Below are 17943 nucleotides of genomic sequence, written 5' to 3' on the forward strand. Positions count from 1 at the left end.
AACGAAACTTGATTTTCAATAACAAAAATGATTTGGAGAAAAAAGATGAGCGAAATCCCTTATTTTGGTGAAAAATTAACTAACGTGACTTATGTGGAACGTCTTGGTGTCTATGGCATTGTTTCTCGTTTTGATAACAGTGAAATCTGTCTCATTCAAGCCCCTAATGGTTCATTTTTCTTACCTGGCGGTGGCATTGAAAGAGGTGAAAATCAAGAAACTGCACTCAAACGCGAACTCATTGAAGAACTCGGCGTTCATGCAGAAGTCGGAACTTATTTTGGACAAGCTGATGAATACTTTTATAGTTCACATCGCGATACTTATTATCACAATCCTGCCTTTATTTATGAAACAACAAACGCAGCATTTGATCAAGCACCACTTGAAGACTTCAACGGAATTTTCTGGTTTGATGTCGAAACGGCTATCGATAAGCTCAAACGTGGCAGTCACAAATGGGGCGTTCAACAATGGCGCTCACAACTTTAAGCAGAAACAAAAACGAATTGACTTAACAATTCGTTTTTTCTATTATATTGTCTTGATAAGCTCGACAAATCGGAAGCTCTTGTTTTTTTCGTCATATGTAAAATGCAACAGATCCAAATTGTGCAGCCCTTGAAAAGTAAGTGGCTCAAATGCTGTTTTTTCGTGCATGAAATACCAGATAGCAGCGCCATGACTCAAACAAAAAACATTTTGATGACTTTCATTTTCCATCAGCGCTGACAGACAGTCAGCCATGCGGTCAGCCACCTGATAATGTGTTTCTCCACCATACTGACCAAAAAATGTTGACTTGCCCTCTGTTGTCTGAGGTTCCAGATACTGCTGGTGGCCCTCAAATGCCCCAAAATTGGCTTCTTTAAGTCCTTTGAGTCGATCATAGCTCACACCTGGAAAAACAAGCTCAAGCGTGTCTGAGGCCCTCTCCTGAGTCGAGCTGTAAAAATGATCAAAAGCCACGGGATATTGCTTCATGAAGTCGCCTGATTTTTTTGCATCAGCAATCCCTTTTGCAGTCAATGGCGAATCCGACCAGCCTTGTGTTCTTCCTTGAACATTAAATAAAGTTTCTCCATGTCGCATCAAATATAAATGTTTCATCTTCTTCCACTTTTCTATTTTTCAAGTTTGTCAGCACTGACAGCCTTATTTTGAGATGACACGCACGCCATCTTTACCTGCTACAATCACTTTTTTGACCATGTCAATAAATAAACCATGCTCAACCACGCCAACCATCAAATCAAGTTCACGCGCCAATTTTTCAGGAGCATCAATTTCATCAATGTGCAAGTCAATAATATAATGATGCATGTCAGTTACTAATTTGTCATTGCTGTCAGCACTGACAAGACGCCAAGTAGGCTTGTATCCTGATGCTTCAAACTTACGAAAAACCTGTTCAGAGCCATAAGGAATCACTTCAACTGGCACTTTGAAAGAACCAAGCTTTTCTGACAGTTTGCTCTCATCAACAATCCAAATATAATCATGCGAATAAGTAGCCACAATTTTTTCCATCAACAAGGCAGCACCGCCACCTTTAATGCCATTGAGCTTGGCATCAATTTCATCTGCGCCATCAACCGTCAAATCCACAGATTCGACTTGGTCGATTGATTTGAGCGGAATGCCTAATTGACGTGCTTGTTCACTTGTAACACTTGATGTGGTTACACCAGTGATTTCAAGACCTTCTTCACGCACACGGCGTCCCAATTCAGCCACAAAATAATAAGCCGTTGACCCCGTGCCAAGTCCTACAGTCATGCCAGATTCCACAAATTCTGCTGCTTTAATCCCAACTTGTTCTTTTAAATTTGTCATTTCATCTCCAATTTTGTAAACGTTAGCTTTATTATAGCAAATAATTCAAACAAACTCTGCAGTAAAGACGATTTTTCTATTAAAATAATTTCCCTGTAGCTTTTTTACTTTTTAGCAATCATTAATCAAAAGATAATAAATAAAACAGTTGTTAAAAATGAAATCTCATCTGCTAAATGAAGTTACTATTTTTCAACGCCCATTATATCAAATTTTTCATTACACACTTCTTTGAGATTTGTCCTTTAGAATAAAAATAATAATCAAAACAAGCAGGCAAACTAGAGCAATCATATCAAAAGTCCATCGCACACCAATAAAATTCGCAAGAAGAATAAAAAAAGAACTCCCAATCGGAACAATAAAAGTAAATAAGGAATTAATTCCCCCGCCAATTTGCCCTAGATTCTCCTCCGATACATTTTCAACAATTAAGCTATTAATTTTAGGAACTATTTTTGCCGCAACATAAGCCATCAATAAAATCACAACTGGTGCAAGAAAGCTGATATTCACGATGAAAAAGGAAAATAACACAATTAAAATAAAAGTGATTTTCAATAATTGCTCAATTTTCAAATTTGTAATTTTATCTTTAGTGTTAAACGATCCCAAAATCATTCCAACTGAGAGTGCGCTATTAAAAATAAGTACAGAAACTCCATATTGCCCCACAAGAAGTGGAAAACGAATCATAAATAAATCCGTAAGCGGACCAATTCCAGAAAAAATAAAATTTGCAAAAACAATCATGAGTAAAATGACCACAAAATAAGAGGAATTTTCTCCCTCAAAAACTTTCTTTATTTGCCCAAAATTACTTTTTAAATTAAACTTTTGATTGTCAAGTCTTTCGAATACTAGTTTCTCTGACATTTTCACCAGAACAAGTCCAGAACAAAGATATAAGATAGCATTTATTATTCCAACAAAATAAGCTGACGAGCCTAAGAAAGTAAACACTGAAACCCCTAGTGGCTGTCCGATAAGTTCCATAATTGAATTTATTCCTTGAAGTTTTCCAAAGGCGCTCGATATTTCATCATTTCTTAAAATTCGTTTCAAGATTGGCAACCTCAAACCATTTTTGAATGTTGCTAGAGTATCAGAAATAAGCTTGATAAAAGCAATCAATGCAAAAGTAGTAATACTTCCTTGTTGAATGATTAAACTCCCAATTCCCAAGAATAAAAGGCTTTGTATCCAACTCGTCCATTTCAACAATTCTATTTTTTTTGAACATTTATCTGCTAAATATCCCGTATATACTGACAAAATAAAAGGCAATAAAATAACAAACTCAGCAATGGAAACAAAAATCGAAGAATGAACAAATCTTGATGCATAGACCAAAAATACAATATTAAAAAAGCTCATTCCTAGTGTATTAAATGCACTATTTATGAGAAGTAGATTGTAACTTTTATTTTTATATATCATCACTCTCCAATTTCGTAAGTAATAAGGTTTTGTCTTTCAAGAAGTAGTACCATGTCTTTAATCCTATTCATATCATATCTTTTATTTTCTCTTGTAGAATCAATTTTATTAAGTGGACATCTATTATTTAGACAATATTCCATTATTGAACAGGTTTTAATTTTTTTTCATCAAAATCTTGTAACCAAAGCTCTTCTTTCTTATTGTTGATTCTAAGATTTCCCTCCTTATCGATTATACCCAACAAGTTTTTCGCATTATAGAGTGCCACTGTACATTTATATACACATCCTGTTGAGCCTATTACATAGTGATTCTTTTTCGAAGCATAGCATATACTCTCGTTAACCATATTCCACAAAATAGGAGCAGAGTTTCCTCCTTTATCAATAACTTTATTTAACAGTTCTATTTTTATGTCTTGCTTTATAATATCTGTCTGGTTCTGACCCCAGTTACCAATGTTATGAAACGATAGATAAATTTGCTCGCTATCTCCAAATAGTCTTATTAGGTTATCTATATGTCTATCCATATCATTAAAATTGTCTTTTCCAACATTTGTTCTAACAATAATGCAGGTTTCACTAGGAATTACGCTTTTAAACGATTGAATATTATTTATTATTCTGTTAAATGTTCCATGACCATTTTTTAATATTCTTTGCTTATCATGGTAATCTTCTGTACCGTCAATTGTTATTTGAAAAGTATTTATGTTGAATTTTATCAACTTACTGAAAACTTTTTTATTTAATAAATATCCATTCGTTGTTATATCTGAGCTATATTCAATATTGTTTTGTTTGGCTATATCCATAAATTTTAAACTCATATATTCAATCATATTTAAATTTAATAATGGCTCACCGCCAAACCAAGAAATTTGAATTCTATCATAATCTTCCTTATGATTCTCTATCTCATTTGAAACGTATCTTATAACTGAATCACCAGTTTCTTTTTTCATTGCTCCACGCTCAAACTTTTCATAACAATACGTACATCTAAAATTACAATCTTCATGTACAAGTACTATTAATTGTAAGGTTCTGGACATTTCCTTTTGCAAATCAAACACTTTTAAATCCAAAAAATTTTCTGATTCCAATAAATCAAATACTTCTTCTTGACTTATGAAACTACCCACATCTTTAAAATCTATTTTTGAATACTTGATAGAAATACCATTATAATAATTGAAAAGTATAACCTTATTTCCATCCTCGATTTTTACAACATATTTATTTAATTTCACCATATTATTTTTCCTTTGAAAAAGAAGGCCCAAGGCCTTCTTTGGAGTTATCAGCAAATATTGATAACGTGTTTATGATTAGAGTTAGATTTTGGGTTCTTTTTAATCGTTACTTTCATGATGCATCCCCCTTTCAATAAAACTATTTTATCACTCAAATTTTATAATTCTGTATCGTCACTTATTTGTGACTTTGTTTCATTGATTTCATTAGTTCCGCTGTTTTTGGATAGTCTAGTAAAGTATAAATTTGATATAATTTATCAAAAATTTTTTCTCCTTTGCTCATATCTCCAATCAAAAAATAATATTTTCCTTCCACAACCATATATTCTTTTCGATTATAAATATCAACTGTTGTTCTAGCGATTAGATTTTTATAAATTTCTAGCATAATTTTAGCTTGTTTTTGCTCTGATTTTTCAATGAAATAAAGGACACAATCTCTAATTGTTAAAATTACTTGCTGACGATAATACGATGATTTACTATTGAAGTTTGTTCGCTTCACAATCTCTTGAGAAAATTCGAAGACTTGAAAAATCGATAAAAAGGGAATAAATTCACCAAATAATGATAATTCTGTTTCTCCCCAATTTAGAACAGAGAAAAGATAATCGCTTACCTCTTCAATATCATCTTCCGTAATATAATAAGACTTATATGATTTTAAAGCTAAATATGATTTATATTTTAACTTATCCCATTTTTCCGAGTCCTGAAATTTTAAATACCACTGTTCTATCATTTCTAGATTATTCAATTCTTGATACTCAGAAAGGAGCAGATTTATATTTTTTTCGTGTTCGAGCTTAAATCCTCTCACATGGTAAAGATATTCTTCAAAAGAAACCCCAAGATTATTGAGTAAAGCTGATATTTTAGTTAATGTAATATCCGATTCTCCAAGCTCAAATCTTGATACTTGCTGTTTTGAAGTAATATATTCTGACGCCCCTTTATAATCTCCAGCTACTTTTGAAAGAGATACATTTTTAGATTCTCTAATTTCTCTAAAAATCGCCCCCCAATTTTCATTACTCATTATTTTTCAACCTTTCAAATTTTTTAATCATGCGCCGTGTGGCAGGAATTAGAACGGCGGTGCTTCCTATCCAAGCGACACTTTCTGAGATAAAAACAATCCAGACATTTTGGAGCATGACTCCGATAATAGCGAAAATCGTGCGAAAAACAAGTTCCATCGTTCCAGCAAGCGTTGGTGCCTTGATGTCGCCGAGTCCTTGCAGCATATATCGCGTCACAAATAAGACGCCCAAAAGCCAGTACAAACTGCCTGTTGAGATGTAATATTGCATGGCCACATGATAGATTTCAGGATTACTTTGTGCGTTGAGGAAAAGGCCCGTGAAAGCGCGATTAAAAATGAGCAATACACTCGTAAAAATCACACTATAGCCAATCGCAAGGGCAAGTGCTTGTTTCATTCCTTTTTCAATTCTTGAATAAGCGCCTGCGCCGAGATTTTGTGCCGCAAAAGTAGCCATCGCAATCCCCAAACTCGATGTAACCATGCCTGCAAAGCCATCGTATTTTTGTCCAATCGTCTGCGCAATAATTACGACAGTTCCCATTTTATTTAGGGCTACTTGTTGAATGATGGAGCCAAGCGAAATTACACTGGCTTGCAGGCCCATAGGCAAGCCAATCCGAAGATGTGCTTTGATGTCCGTCCTCGAAAAATGAACCAAATGAAAACTCAAAATCTTTGCTTTAAATACGATATAAACAACTAAAAAGACAACAGAAACAAGCTGAGCAGCCACCGTTGCAAGTCCTGCACCTAAGACACCCAGATGAAAATGCATGACCAAAAGTGCCGAAAAAGCTGCATTAAACACATTGGCAATGATTAAAGCTACAAAAGAAATCCGAGAATTTCCCAATGCCCGAATACTAGCAGAAAGATAATTGTAAAGATTAGTAAAAATCATTCCAGCAAAAATCGTACTCAAAAAAGTCCGACTCAAATCAAAAATAGACGATGGTGTTTGCATCAATAGCAATAAAGGATTGATAAAAATTAAACCCAAACTGGTCAGCACAATGGAAATACCAACTGAAAAACAAAGCCCAATAGTAAATGACCTTTGAACATTTTCCTTGTCTTTAGCACCAAAATAACGGGAAATAAGCAACGACATTCCCGTTGTGACACCTTGTCCTGAGCTAATGATTAAACTAGAAATAGAACCCGTCGCGCCGATTGCACCGACAGCTACTGCTCCAATGGTCTTGCCAACAATCAAAGCGTCAACCGTTGTGTAAAACATTTGAAAAAAATTCCCTAAAAGTAAGGGAATGACAAACAGCAATATGCCTTTTAAAATCGAGCCTTTTGTTAAATCTTTCATGAACTGACTTTCTTGTATTTTATTGATTTGATTATAGCATTTAAGATGTAAAAAAACCGCCAAAAGAGCGATTTTTTCTGATTTATTTTAACTTTTTTTGCAGACGTTCAACAAATTCATAAGTTGCAGGACAATAAACTTCATTTTGAATGGTTAGATGATTGATTTGATAGATTTTTTTACGATCCGTATGTGGAAAATCACGACAGGCTTTCGGCCGAACTTCATAAATGGTGCATAAGTCGTCAAAGCCCAAAAATGGACAAGGCATACTTTGGAAAACCTTGTCGCCGTCCTCATCGACGCGTAAATATTTCGCCTCAAAATCAGAAACTTTCATGTGTAAATATTTGGCTATCCGCTCAATATCTGCTTCCTTAAAATCTGGCCCCAGCGTTTTGCAACAATTGGCGCATTTGGTACAATCAATCTCACGAAAAACTTCATTGTGGATTTCTTGTGTTATTTTATCCAAATTCTTAGGTGCTTTTTTCTTCAATGTCCCTAAAAACTTACTGTGTTCTTTTTGTTTTTGGAGCGCAAGATCTCGATAATGCTCCACATCTATCGTGTATTTCATGGTAATTTTATTTTATCAAAAAAGTCGCCTATTAGCGACTTTAATTATCATTTTTTAGTGGGCACCCATGGACATGATTTCAATTTTCGGATTTTCCTTATCCATGCGCTTTTTTGCCGTTGCCATCATCAGACGGATACGGTTGAGTTGATTGACCGCAGAAACGCCTGGATCATAGTCAATCGGGCTAATATTAGCGCCTGGATATTGACGACGCAACTCTTTCATCATTCCCTTGCCAACGATATGATTGGGCAGACAGCCAAAAGGTTGGAGACAAACGATGTTCATGACGTCTTTTTGAAGAAGTTCAATCATTTCGCCTGTAAGGAACCAGCCCTCACCCGTATGATTACCAACTGAAATCACTTCTTCAGTATTTGCTGCAATGTCATAAATACTTTCTATTCCGTCAAAACGTTTCGAAGCCTGAAGTTGCTTGTTCATTGGCTTTTCCATCATATTGATAATCCCGATAAATGTCTTAGCAATCAGTTTGTTTTTCTTGGCAAATCCGATTTCGTCTGTGCGCCAAATTTGATTGTACAAGGAATAATTCATGAAGCCAATCAAATCAAGCACAACAGCTTCGCCACCTTCTTCTTCAATAATACTGACAATATCATTATTTGCCGTTTTACTGTATTTGACTAGGATTTCCCCAACAACCCCCACACGTGGTTTCGAACCATCGTTGGTCAGGCTAATTTCATCAAAATCACGAATGATTTCTTTCATGTTTTTGTTGAATTCGAAGATACTTGCTGATTTGACATTGTGCTGCGCTTTCTTAAGCCACTGGCCATGGAGCGCGTCAACAGCCCCCGCAACCGATTCATAAGGACGCGTCCGATAAACCACACGTTCAAACAAATCGCCATAGAGTACCGCAATCATAAACCGTGTCAGCAATGGCACTGTAAATTTAAATCCTTTTTCAGTTCCCTGATTGCCCATCGACAGACTGACAACAGGAACTTGAGGGAAGCCAGCGTCAATCAATGCTTTTCTAAGCAGTGGAATATAGTTTGTCGCACGACAACCGCCACCTGTCTGAGTCATCATAACAGAAGTGTTATTGACGTCATACTGACCAGATTGGAGTGCTTCAATCAGCTGTCCAATCGTAATAATGGCCGGGTAGCAGCTGTCATTGTTGACAAAGCGTAAACCATTGTTGACAGCTCCTGTCGTTTCAGGCAAGCTTACCACATGGTAGCCGGATGCTTCAAAAGCACCATCGAGCAATCCTTCTTGATGAATTGGGCTGAGCATTGGCATCAAAAGTGTGTGCGTTTTTGCCATTTCTTTGGTAAATTGTGGCGTTTGAGCTGTCACGATTTCTGTCAGCTCTGACGGTTCGATATGATGTTTGGTTCGCTCTGCGACTGCTGCCTTGAGACTTCTCAAGCGGATACGTACCGCACCCATATTGGAACCCTCATCAATTTTTAGGACCGTATAGAGCTTGTTATGGGCACGCATGATTTCTTCAACTTGGTCAGTGGTGACAGCGTCAAGCCCACAGCCGAAACTGTTGAGCTGAACCAGTTCCAAATTCTTATTTTTACAAACAAATTGAGCAGCAGCGTACAGGCGTGAATGATAGACCCATTGATTGACCACACGCAAACCTGCTACATCTTCAAGATGTGAAATACTATCTTCCGTCAGAACGTGAAAACCTTCTTGCGTGATAATATCCGCAATGCCATGATTGATTTCAGGATCAAGATGATAGGGACGACCAGCCAAAACAATCGCTTTTTCTTGGTTTAAATTGATTTTTAAAAGCAAATCTTCTGCCTGTTTGCGTAAGTCTTGCTTAAAAGCTTCCATCTCTTCAAATCCGTGATTGACAGCAGCTTGTACTTGCTCCAATGACAAATCAAATCCCGCTTTTGTCAGTGCTGACAGAACATTTTGCGCAACTCCAATCGGATCTGCAAGATTGATAAAGGGATGAATATAAGCCACTTGGCCATTTCTAATTTCATCAATATTATTTTTGATGACTTCTGGATAGGACTGAACTATCGGACAGTTGTAATTATTCTGTGCTGCTTTTTGTTCCTTTTGTTCAAATAAAACCGAAGGATAAAAGAGCGTTGGAATTCCCGAATTGATCAAACTCATAATATGCCCGTGTGCCATTTTTGCTGGATAACAAACGGTATCAGATGGAATTGTCTCAATCCCTTGTTCAAATAATTCTTTATCCGACTTGGGAGACAAAACTACCCGAAAACCAAGATCTGTCAGCATGGTGTGCCACAGTGGATAGTTTTCGTACATGTTGAGCACACGAGGAATGCCGATCTCGCCAAGCGTCTGCTTTTTCTTCGTCAAACTGCGATATTTGAACAATTTTTTATATTTGTAATCAACTAAATTAACTTTTTTATCTTTGCGATCAATTTTGATTTGCGTTGCTTTTTCGGCACCGCGTTCACAACGATTTCCTGTGACAAATTTTGAGCCATCATTAAAGACCGTCAATGTCATCTTACAGTTATTTTCGCAAAGCCCACAAACCATAAATTCTTTATGTGTATTGAATGCTGTCAGCTCTGACAGGGTCAAAAGATTGGATTGCTTGCCGATTTCTTCCTTATCAAGTGAAATCAAAGCACAGCCGTAAGCACCCATCAATCCAGCAATGGATGGACGGACAACTTCACGCTCCGAAATTTTTTCAAATGCCCGTAGCACGGCTTCATTATAAAATGTGCCACCTTGAACAACGATTTTTTCGCCCAATTCTTCAGGCCTTTTCACTTTGATGACCTTGTATAGCGCATTTTTGATAACACTATACGACAAACCAGCCGAAATATCTCCGACAGTTGCCCCTTCTTTTTGAACTTGTTTTACTTTGGAATTCATGAAAACAGTACAACGAGAACCAAGATTGACAGGATGTTCAGCGAGTAATGCTTTTTGAGCAAAATCACGCACATCATGCTTCAAGGAATTGGCAAAAGTCTCGATAAATGAGCCACAGCCTGAACTACACGCTTCATTGAGTTGAATGCTAGACAGGGCACCATCACGAATACGCATGGCTTTCATGTCTTGACCACCAATATCAAGGATAAAATCAACACCAGGATTAAAATAATCCGCAGCTTTATAATGCGCCATGGTTTCCACTTCACCGTAATCAACGTGTAAACCTGACTTTATCAAATGCTCTCCATAGCCCGTCACCGTTGACTTTGCGATGTAAACTTCAGCTGGCAACTTACTGTAAACGTCTTTTAAAATCTCAATAACAGACTCCAACGGTTCTCCATTGTTTGAACCATAATGGTCATATAAAATATTGCCTGCTTCATCAATCAAAACCAGTTTTGTCGTTGTTGAACCAGCATCAATTCCAAGAAAAACAGCTCCTGAATGTTCGGACAGAGGCTTATAATTTGCGGTTGCTTTTGCGTGTCGCGTACGGAATTCATCAAGTTCATCTTGATTTTCAAACAGTTTGTCCATCGTATCTTGAGGAATTAAACTGTCACTATCATCATTTTCAAGGCTATGAATTAATTCATTTGCCGTTTTTTCAGTCGTTTCATCAGCTAAAGCAGCTCCCATAGCGACAAAAAGTTGCGGATTTTCTGGGAAAATCACATTTTCTTCAGCTAAATCAAGCGTCTCAATAAATCGTTTGCGAAGTTCCGACATGAAAAACAATGGGCCACCTAAAAATGCCACATTTCCTTTGATTTTACGTCCTGAAGCGAGTCCTGCAATGGTCTGATTGACCACTGCCTGAAAAATAGAGGCCGCAATATCTTCACGCCGAACGCCTTCATTTAAGAGTGGCTGCACATCTGTTTTCGCAAACACGCCACAACGTGAAGCTATGGGGTAAATTTTTTCATAGTGCTTAGCAAGCTCGTTGACACCATTGGCATCAACCTTTAAAAGAGCTGCCATTTGGTCAATAAACGCTCCAGTCCCACCGGCACAAGTCCCGTTCATACGAAGTTCTTGCATGCCGTTATCAAAGAAGGTCATCTTGGCATCTTCACCACCAAGTTCAATCATAACATCTGTTTGTGGAATAAATTTTTCAATCGTAATTGAGCTTGCAATCACTTCTTGAACAAATGGGACATCAATCACCTCAGCCAGCCCCATACCACCTGAACCTGTAATGGCAAGTGACAAATTTAAATCGCCCATTTCAGCTACAAAGTCGTTCAGAACTTTAATCGTCGCTTGTTTGACATCAGAAAAATGGCGTTCATACCGCGAAAAAATGAGTTGATAGTGTGCATCAAAAACAACGAGTTTGACCGTTGTTGACCCGACATCAATTCCTGCTTTATAGATTTGTTTCATGTGCGTCTCCTAGTTATGTGAGAAAAACATCATATTTTAGACATTCTGTTGCATATCTTATTCACTGTCTATTTTATCATGACAGATTTTTATTTCAACCAGCAAAAAGGCTGATTTTGTCCAGTTAGACAACATTTGGCAACAGCTTGTCGCTTTTGGAAAAGTTGTTTGACATTGATGGAAAATAGATTTTACAGCACTCTTTTGTGAAATAATTATCAATAAAGTTTATAATTAAGACAACAAATAGATTTAAAACGTTAGTTAAAAGACAGAGTATGGAGATAAATGATGGCTAAAGTTGAAGATTTAAGAGTAAAACGAACGCGAAAATTGATTACCATGGCTTTTTTCAACCTGTTGCGCACCAAAAAGTTTGAAAAAATATCCATTCAAGAAATTGCAGACAACGCCATGATTAACCGAGCGACCTTTTACGCTCATTATGCGGATAAACAAGACTTATACGATAGTTTGATTGAGTCATTTTTCCTTGATTTTTCAAACATTTTGGACGAAAGCAGCCTTGTTGATGGCCATGATGTTCATGTGCTTGAGATTGAAGGTATTCTGTCACGCTTTTACGAATTCGTCCGTATTAATCCTGAAGTGGCTCAGATTGTGATTGATAAGTCTCAAGATCAGGTTATTCTTCAACGCTTTTTGCAAATTCTAACTGCAAGATATGCCGAACTTTTTGAAAAACTTGAAGTACGGGAGCAAGATGTCCTTATCCCAAACAATTTTGTCATTAACTATATCACTGCGCTCCTCGTTGGCACTTTAAAATGGTGGGGCACCGACTCACAAGACATGAAGCCTGACGATTTTGCCCATCTAATGATAAAACTCATCTCAAACGGACATTTGACCGTACTGGGAGTAAATATCAATAGAGAAAAATAAAGCACTGTCAGCTGACAATGCTTTTTATTTTTCTGTCAGTACTGACAGTTTAAGTGCGGCGGAGCGATTTGAGTGCAACAACATTAAGACCATATAAAATGACTGCGATAAGCACTAAAATCAGCAAATCAAACCAAATCATTGAAAAACCAAGTCCCTGTTTGACAACTTTTGTCAATGCATCAATTCCGTAATACAGTGGCATGATATGTGCAATCCATTGGAGTGGTTGTTCCATTGTGTCAACATTGATTAGTCCACTAAACAAAACTTGTGGCACAAGTGCAATCGGAATAAACTGAATGAATTGAAATTCATTTTTGGAAACAGCAGATAAAAGTAAGCTAAACATTAAGGCAATAATTGCCAAAACCAAATTGATGACGATAACCCAAACAAAGTTCCCCACAACTTCCATGCCCAAAACGTAACGGACAAAGAACAAGACCAATAAAGTCTGCAAAATCGCTAAAATCCCATAAGCAACCGTGTAACCCAAGACTATTTCTTGGCGTTTGACTGGCGAAATCAACTGCCGAGTCAATGTCCCTGAACTTCGTTCGCCCACCAAACTAATGCCCGAAATTAAAAAGACAAAGAAGAAAACAAAGACGACGACGAGGACTGGAGCCAAGCTATTAAATGGGTTCAATTTTGAATTGCCATAAAGATAATGACTTTCGATTGTTGGACTCGATAAAGTGGGCAGTTTAGGTGTTTCAGATTGATTAAGGTCAATGGCAACACCTGCTTCTGCTGCTGATTTGACGACAGATTGGACTGTCTTTTCTGACGAAGTCAAAATCGATTCAATCGTTGCTTGCACGCTGGCTTGCGATTTTTGACCTTCAACTTTTTGCACCGTTTGTGCTAACAAACCGCTAACAACTTGCGTTTTCGAATTATCCGTGTTGGCATAAGTAACGCTAATTTTTTTGTCAGTAATGACAATGGCAGCAGCCAAATTTTTATCATTGATGGTCTGACGATTGGCGTCTGAAACACTGATTACATCTAGCTTGTCTGATTTTTTGAGCTGATCAACTAGGGCAGTACTGTTGCTTTGATTATCTACACCAACACGATAAGTCAGATTACTAGGGATTTGCAAGAGAAAATACAACAAAGTCAAAATCAAAAGTGGAGCAATAAACATCAAAGCTAAACTCCGCTTATCTCCCTTGCGTTGCAACAAAATTCGTTTAATAAGGGCACGCGTTCTCATTTTTCTGCCTCCTTGTGTAAGCTCTGACCAGCCTTGATGAAGGCTTCTTCAATCGAATTGACCCCATAAGCTGCTTTCAAGTCTGCTGGACTTCCTTGAGCCACAAAATGACCTTCTCGTAACATCAAAACACGATCACAACGCTCTGCTTCGTCCATAACGTGTGTCGTTACCAAAATTGACTTCCCTTTTGTCGCCAAATTTCTAAGTTCTTGCCAGATTTCTTGCCTTAACTCTGGATCAATCCCAACAGTCGGCTCATCTAATATGATCAATGGCGCATCAGTTTGGAGGGCAATCGCCAATGACAAGCGCCGTTTCATACCACCAGAATATAAACTTGCAGCTTGATCCAAATCATCTGTCAAATTGACCATTTTAGCAACAGAAACACTCACTTCAGCGCATTCTTTTTTGGAAAGACCTTGTAAGCTCCCAAAAAACTCCAAATTCTGTCGTCCGGTTAATTCACCAAAAAGTGCATCTGATTGACCCATAAAGCCAATTTTTTCCATCACTTTTCGATTGGGCATGGTTTTTTCAAAAACCTCCACTTTGCCCCCACTAACTTTCAACATTCCCAAAATCGCATTGATTAAGGTTGATTTGCCAGCTCCCGATGGCCCGATTAAGCCAACGATTTCGCCCATTTTTAACTCAAGTGACAGTTGATCTAAGATTTCTTTCCCATCAAATTTTACTGTCAACTCTTTCACAACAACTGCAGTATCCATATGAATTCACCTCATTGCTTATTTTCAAGTAGTGAGTGAACACTCACTCACTTCAAAAAACATTATATGCTTTTATTTAAAACTTGTCAAAAAAAACATGTTTTATTTCTGTGGACGAAAAGCTAGCAGTAATAACTGGCTACTCTCTTCGATTTCTTTTTCAACATCTCCTGCAAAACCAAACAACAACTTCCCAAAATAACTAATAAGAGTGCCGAACACCAACTGAACAACATTGTCATAAGATATTTTATTCATTTCTTGATTTGTTTGATACTGGCTTAAAACTGGAGACAGCAAATGTTCAAACTGTTGCGCAAAAAATGCTTGAACTTCTCCTCTGAAGTCTTCATTAGTTAAGATTTGGCTCAATAAAAGCTGAATGGCCGGAAAATTATCCTGAATAAAATAAAAACGGTCTCTCACAACTGCCTGAACAAATTCGTCTAAGCTTGGATACTTTTTATTTAAGGTTTCATCAGCCAACTCATTTACGACTGTTTGCAGAGTGCCTTGAAAAAGAGGCGCTAACACCGCTCTCAACAATTCTTTCTTATTTTTAAATTGCTTATAAACAGAGCCAGAAGCAACGCCTGCTTCTCTGGCGATTTGGCTTGTCGATGTGGCCTCAAAGCCTTGCGATGAAAATAATTTTAGCGCTGCTTTAAGGACTGATTTTTGTAGCTCTGTCAAATGCTCCTGTTCACTCAAGGTTTTTTCATACAATGTCACTAAATTTTGCTCTGTCATTTTTTCTCCTTATGATGCCATATAAAAAAGTGAGTGCTTACTCACTCACTATTATATCACTTTTTTAAACTTTCAATTTCATTTTCTGTCAGTGTTCGATATTGGCCCAAAGCTAAATCATCATCCAGCTGCAAATTTCCCATGCGAATGCGTTTCAGATACAGCACATACATCCCCACAGCCTCAAACATCCGTTTGACTTGATGAAATTTTCCTTCATGTATAATAATACGAATTTCACTCATCATGCCACTCTGCGTCTGACTTTCCATTGTTTTTTCAACAAATACTTCACCAGGCTTAACTTTTTCTCCATTTTTCAAAGTCAACCCATCAGCAAATCTTTGTACAATTTCAGCTGTAACCTCGCCATCAATATGCGCAAAATATTCTTTTTCCACATGTTTTTTTGGCTGTGTCAAATCATGCCCTAAAGCACCATCGTTGGTCAAAATCAACAAGCCTTCTGTATTTTTATCCAATCGGCCAACTGGAAAAATATCTGATCGAAAATCTTCAGCCGCTAATAAGTCAACAACCGTGCTATCCAGATTGTCTTTCGTTGCAGAAACAACCCCCTGCGGCTTATTGAGCAAATAATAATAGTATTCTTGATAAATCAAAGGTTCCCCTTCAAAAGCAACCTCGGTCGAATTTTTATCGACTTGAAAACGGCCGTCTTTGATAACGAGCCCTGCTACTGTTACTTTTCCCTTTTTCAAAAGTACTTTTACTTCACTTCTAGAACCCAAGCCAGCTTCTGCTAAAAATTTATCTAATCTCATGTTCTTATTTTACCAAAAAATAAAAATAATACACCACACAAAAGCCATAGCAATCACTATTATTGGAGAAGATGATTGAAAAAACACCTAATAAATGTTACAATTTGTATCAATAGTTAGTAACTTAAAACAAAACTTAAGAATCTTTTAAGGAGTATTATCATCAATGAGCAAATACATTATTAGTTGTGAATCAACTGCCGATTTAACAAAGAAACATTTAGAAGAACGTAATCTTCAGTACATTTGTTTCCATTTTGAATTAGATGGCAAGCAATACCTTGATGATTTGGGCGAATCACTGCCATTTTCTGACTTTTATCAAGCCATGCAAGACGGTGCCGAAACCAAAACTTCTCAAATCAATGCTGAAGAATTCCAAGATTATTTCGAACCATTTTTGAAAGACGGCTATGATATTTTACACCTTAGCTTGTCATCTGGACTTTCTGGTGTTGTTAACTCAGCAAACATTGCAAAAACAATGCTTGAAGAAAAATATCCAGACCGCAAGATTTTGATTTCTGACTCTTTGGCTGCCTCATCAGGTTTTGGCTTATTAGTTGATAAAGCTGCTGATCTCCGCGATTCTGGCATGGACATGGACGAAGTTTATACATGGATTGAAGCCAATAAACTGAAGTTGAACCACTGGTTCTTCTCAACGGATTTGACTTTTTATATCAAAGGCGGACGTGTTTCAAAAACATCTGGTGCAATTGGTAATATCTTGAATATCTGCCCTTTGCTTGACATGAATAACGCTGGGAAATTGATTCCACGTTTCAAAATCCGTGGCAAACGTAAAGTCATTCAACAAATTGTCAAAAAAATGCAAGAGGGTGCTCAAGACAAGCTTGATTATTCTGGAAAATGCTACATTTCGCATTCAGCTTGCTATGATGATGCCCGTGCAGTAGCTGATTTAGTTGAAGCTTCTTTCCCTAAATTAAATGGAAAAGTTGAAATCTACGATGTTGGCACAACAATCGGTAGTCATACTGGACCTGGAACGGTGGCCCTCTTCTTCTGGGGGGAACAACGTGGAGATGAGTAAAAGTGATTTACTTGCCAAAATTATTCGCGTGGTTTCTATTCCACCATTGATGGTAATTTGGCTCCTTCTTGTTCTTGCTTTAAAAAGACCAGATATTTTTAGCCAACCAAGTGAGATTTTTCTTTGCTTTTTAATGCTTGGCATCGTTCCTATCTTGGCTTATCCATTGCAAATGCTTATCCCAGCCTTGAAAAAAGGAGGACGAGACAGCCAACGTAAATTGGCTTTTGTCCTCAGCTTAGTTGGATACACTGCTGCTTTAATCTGGTCTATCCTGGCTCAAACAGCAATCGAAATTAAACTTATTTGTTTGACTTATTTTATTTCTGTCGTTATTTTGACGATTTTTAACAAGCTATTTCATATCAAAGCAAGTGGCCATGCCTGTAGTTTTACTGGCCCACTGATTTTCTTTGTTTATCTAGTGGATTGGAAATTGATTATCCCTTGTCTTATTTCTGCTGTGTTGGTCATTTGGTCTTCATTGCACCTCAAACGACACAGTTTAAAAGATTTGAGTTTCGGTATTTTGACTTGTTTACTCGCATTTGTTATCGCAAGACTTATATATTAAAATAAAAGCTACTTCTTTGGAAGTGGCTTTCTTGTATGAAAAGAATAAATAATAACATTTGCTATCGCACCTCATT

16 protein-coding genes are annotated in these 17943 nt (G+C 37.2%); 4 read left to right on the forward strand and 12 right to left on the reverse strand.

From position 1 onward, the window contains the following. Positions 1-45: 45 nt before the first annotated feature. Complete coding sequence (locus GHI45_RS05660; RefSeq protein WP_147779853.1) at positions 46-492, forward strand: NUDIX hydrolase; 447 nt, start codon at positions 46-48, stop codon at positions 490-492. 42 nt (positions 493-534) lie between these two features. On the opposite strand, the gene GHI45_RS05665 is transcribed toward GHI45_RS05660, so the two are convergent. The 8 genes from GHI45_RS05665 to GHI45_RS05700 form a co-directional block, all read right to left on the reverse strand. Further along, positions 535-1110 (reverse strand): histidine phosphatase family protein, encoded by a 576-nt coding sequence (locus GHI45_RS05665; protein ID WP_147779854.1) that lies wholly within the window; start codon positions 1108-1110, stop codon positions 535-537. A gap of 45 nt (positions 1111-1155) precedes the next feature. Beyond that, positions 1156-1836 carry a ribose-5-phosphate isomerase RpiA gene (gene rpiA / locus GHI45_RS05670; RefSeq protein WP_147779855.1) on the reverse strand — a complete coding sequence of 227 codons (681 nt, stop codon included), beginning with the start codon at positions 1834-1836 and terminating at the stop codon, positions 1156-1158. A 219-nt stretch (positions 1837-2055) separates the two neighbouring features. Next, positions 2056-3276 carry an MFS transporter gene (locus GHI45_RS05675; RefSeq protein WP_147779856.1) on the reverse strand — a complete coding sequence of 407 codons (1221 nt, stop codon included), beginning with the start codon at positions 3274-3276 and terminating at the stop codon, positions 2056-2058. Between the two features lie 142 nt (positions 3277-3418). Next, entirely contained in the window at positions 3419-4537 is a 1119-nt protein-coding gene (locus GHI45_RS05680) for a radical SAM protein (protein ID WP_228386023.1), read from the reverse strand. A 178-nt stretch (positions 4538-4715) separates the two neighbouring features. Continuing rightward, complete coding sequence (locus tag GHI45_RS05685) at positions 4716-5579, reverse strand: Rgg/GadR/MutR family transcriptional regulator (protein WP_147779857.1); 864 nt, start codon at positions 5577-5579, stop codon at positions 4716-4718. Then, positions 5572-6909: an MATE family efflux transporter gene (locus GHI45_RS05690; RefSeq protein WP_147779858.1), complete on the reverse strand. Its 1338-nt coding sequence runs from the start codon at positions 6907-6909 to the stop codon at positions 5572-5574. The genes GHI45_RS05685 and GHI45_RS05690 overlap by 8 nt, the downstream gene beginning before the upstream one ends. Positions 6910-6991: 82 nt before the next feature. Next, positions 6992-7489 (reverse strand): YkgJ family cysteine cluster protein, encoded by a 498-nt coding sequence (locus tag GHI45_RS05695; protein WP_147779859.1) that lies wholly within the window; start codon positions 7487-7489, stop codon positions 6992-6994. Positions 7490-7543: 54 nt separating this feature from the next. Further along, complete coding sequence (locus GHI45_RS05700) at positions 7544-11836, reverse strand: 2-hydroxyacyl-CoA dehydratase (protein WP_147779860.1); 4293 nt, start codon at positions 11834-11836, stop codon at positions 7544-7546. Between the two features lie 291 nt (positions 11837-12127). Between GHI45_RS05700 and GHI45_RS05705 the strand changes: the two genes are divergently transcribed. Next, the gene (locus tag GHI45_RS05705) at positions 12128-12742 is read left to right on the forward strand and encodes a TetR/AcrR family transcriptional regulator (protein ID WP_147779900.1); all 615 of its coding nucleotides are present in this window, start codon (positions 12128-12130) and stop codon (positions 12740-12742) included. A 49-nt stretch (positions 12743-12791) separates the two neighbouring features. Here GHI45_RS05705 and GHI45_RS05710 read toward each other — a convergent pair whose 3' ends face one another. The 4 genes from GHI45_RS05710 to GHI45_RS05725 form a co-directional block, all read right to left on the reverse strand. Continuing rightward, positions 12792-13967, reverse strand: coding sequence for an ABC transporter permease (locus GHI45_RS05710; protein ID WP_147779861.1), 1176 nt, complete (start codon positions 13965-13967; stop codon positions 12792-12794). Next, entirely contained in the window at positions 13964-14701 is a 738-nt protein-coding gene (locus tag GHI45_RS05715; RefSeq protein ID WP_147779862.1) for an ABC transporter ATP-binding protein, read from the reverse strand. The genes GHI45_RS05710 and GHI45_RS05715 overlap by 4 nt, the downstream gene beginning before the upstream one ends. 102 nt (positions 14702-14803) lie before the next feature. Next, complete coding sequence (locus GHI45_RS05720; protein ID WP_147779863.1) at positions 14804-15451, reverse strand: TetR/AcrR family transcriptional regulator; 648 nt, start codon at positions 15449-15451, stop codon at positions 14804-14806. 56 nt (positions 15452-15507) lie between these two features. Further along, entirely contained in the window at positions 15508-16236 is a 729-nt protein-coding gene (locus GHI45_RS05725; RefSeq protein ID WP_147779864.1) for a pseudouridine synthase, read from the reverse strand. Between the two features lie 166 nt (positions 16237-16402). Between GHI45_RS05725 and GHI45_RS05730 the strand changes: the two genes are divergently transcribed. Together GHI45_RS05730 and GHI45_RS05735 are read left to right on the forward strand one after the other, a co-directional pair. Next, positions 16403-17293: a DegV family protein gene (locus GHI45_RS05730; RefSeq protein ID WP_147779865.1), complete on the forward strand. Its 891-nt coding sequence runs from the start codon at positions 16403-16405 to the stop codon at positions 17291-17293. Further along, complete coding sequence (locus GHI45_RS05735; protein ID WP_147779866.1) at positions 17286-17867, forward strand: hypothetical protein; 582 nt, start codon at positions 17286-17288, stop codon at positions 17865-17867. The genes GHI45_RS05730 and GHI45_RS05735 overlap by 8 nt, the downstream gene beginning before the upstream one ends. Positions 17868-17943: the final 76 nt, after the last annotated feature.

It is taken from the genome of Lactococcus sp. dk101 (assembly GCF_009601055.1).
Lineage (GTDB): Bacteria > Bacillota > Bacilli > Lactobacillales > Streptococcaceae > Lactococcus.

Excerpts from the sequence above, each read along its gene's own strand:
- GHI45_RS05660 (WP_147779853.1), top strand. The coding sequence starts at position 46 with ATGAGCGAAATCCCTTATTTTGGTGAAAAATTAACTAACGTGACTTAT.
- GHI45_RS05665 (WP_147779854.1), bottom strand. The coding sequence starts at position 1,110 with ATGAAACATTTATATTTGATGCGACATGGAGAAACTTTATTTAATGTT.
- rpiA (WP_147779855.1), bottom strand. The coding sequence starts at position 1,836 with ATGACAAATTTAAAAGAACAAGTTGGGATTAAAGCAGCAGAATTTGTG.
- GHI45_RS05675 (WP_147779856.1), bottom strand. The coding sequence starts at position 3,276 with ATGATATATAAAAATAAAAGTTACAATCTACTTCTCATAAATAGTGCA.
- GHI45_RS05680 (WP_228386023.1), bottom strand. The coding sequence starts at position 4,537 with ATGGTGAAATTAAATAAATATGTTGTAAAAATCGAGGATGGAAATAAG.
- GHI45_RS05685 (WP_147779857.1), bottom strand. The coding sequence starts at position 5,579 with ATGAGTAATGAAAATTGGGGGGCGATTTTTAGAGAAATTAGAGAATCT.
- GHI45_RS05690 (WP_147779858.1), bottom strand. The coding sequence starts at position 6,909 with ATGAAAGATTTAACAAAAGGCTCGATTTTAAAAGGCATATTGCTGTTT.
- GHI45_RS05695 (WP_147779859.1), bottom strand. The coding sequence starts at position 7,489 with ATGAAATACACGATAGATGTGGAGCATTATCGAGATCTTGCGCTCCAA.
- GHI45_RS05700 (WP_147779860.1), bottom strand. The coding sequence starts at position 11,836 with ATGAAACAAATCTATAAAGCAGGAATTGATGTCGGGTCAACAACGGTC.
- GHI45_RS05705 (WP_147779900.1), top strand. The coding sequence starts at position 12,128 with ATGGCTAAAGTTGAAGATTTAAGAGTAAAACGAACGCGAAAATTGATT.
- GHI45_RS05710 (WP_147779861.1), bottom strand. The coding sequence starts at position 13,967 with ATGAGAACGCGTGCCCTTATTAAACGAATTTTGTTGCAACGCAAGGGA.
- GHI45_RS05715 (WP_147779862.1), bottom strand. The coding sequence starts at position 14,701 with ATGGATACTGCAGTTGTTGTGAAAGAGTTGACAGTAAAATTTGATGGG.
- GHI45_RS05720 (WP_147779863.1), bottom strand. The coding sequence starts at position 15,451 with ATGACAGAGCAAAATTTAGTGACATTGTATGAAAAAACCTTGAGTGAA.
- GHI45_RS05725 (WP_147779864.1), bottom strand. The coding sequence starts at position 16,236 with ATGAGATTAGATAAATTTTTAGCAGAAGCTGGCTTGGGTTCTAGAAGT.
- GHI45_RS05730 (WP_147779865.1), top strand. The coding sequence starts at position 16,403 with ATGAGCAAATACATTATTAGTTGTGAATCAACTGCCGATTTAACAAAG.
- GHI45_RS05735 (WP_147779866.1), top strand. The coding sequence starts at position 17,286 with ATGAGTAAAAGTGATTTACTTGCCAAAATTATTCGCGTGGTTTCTATT.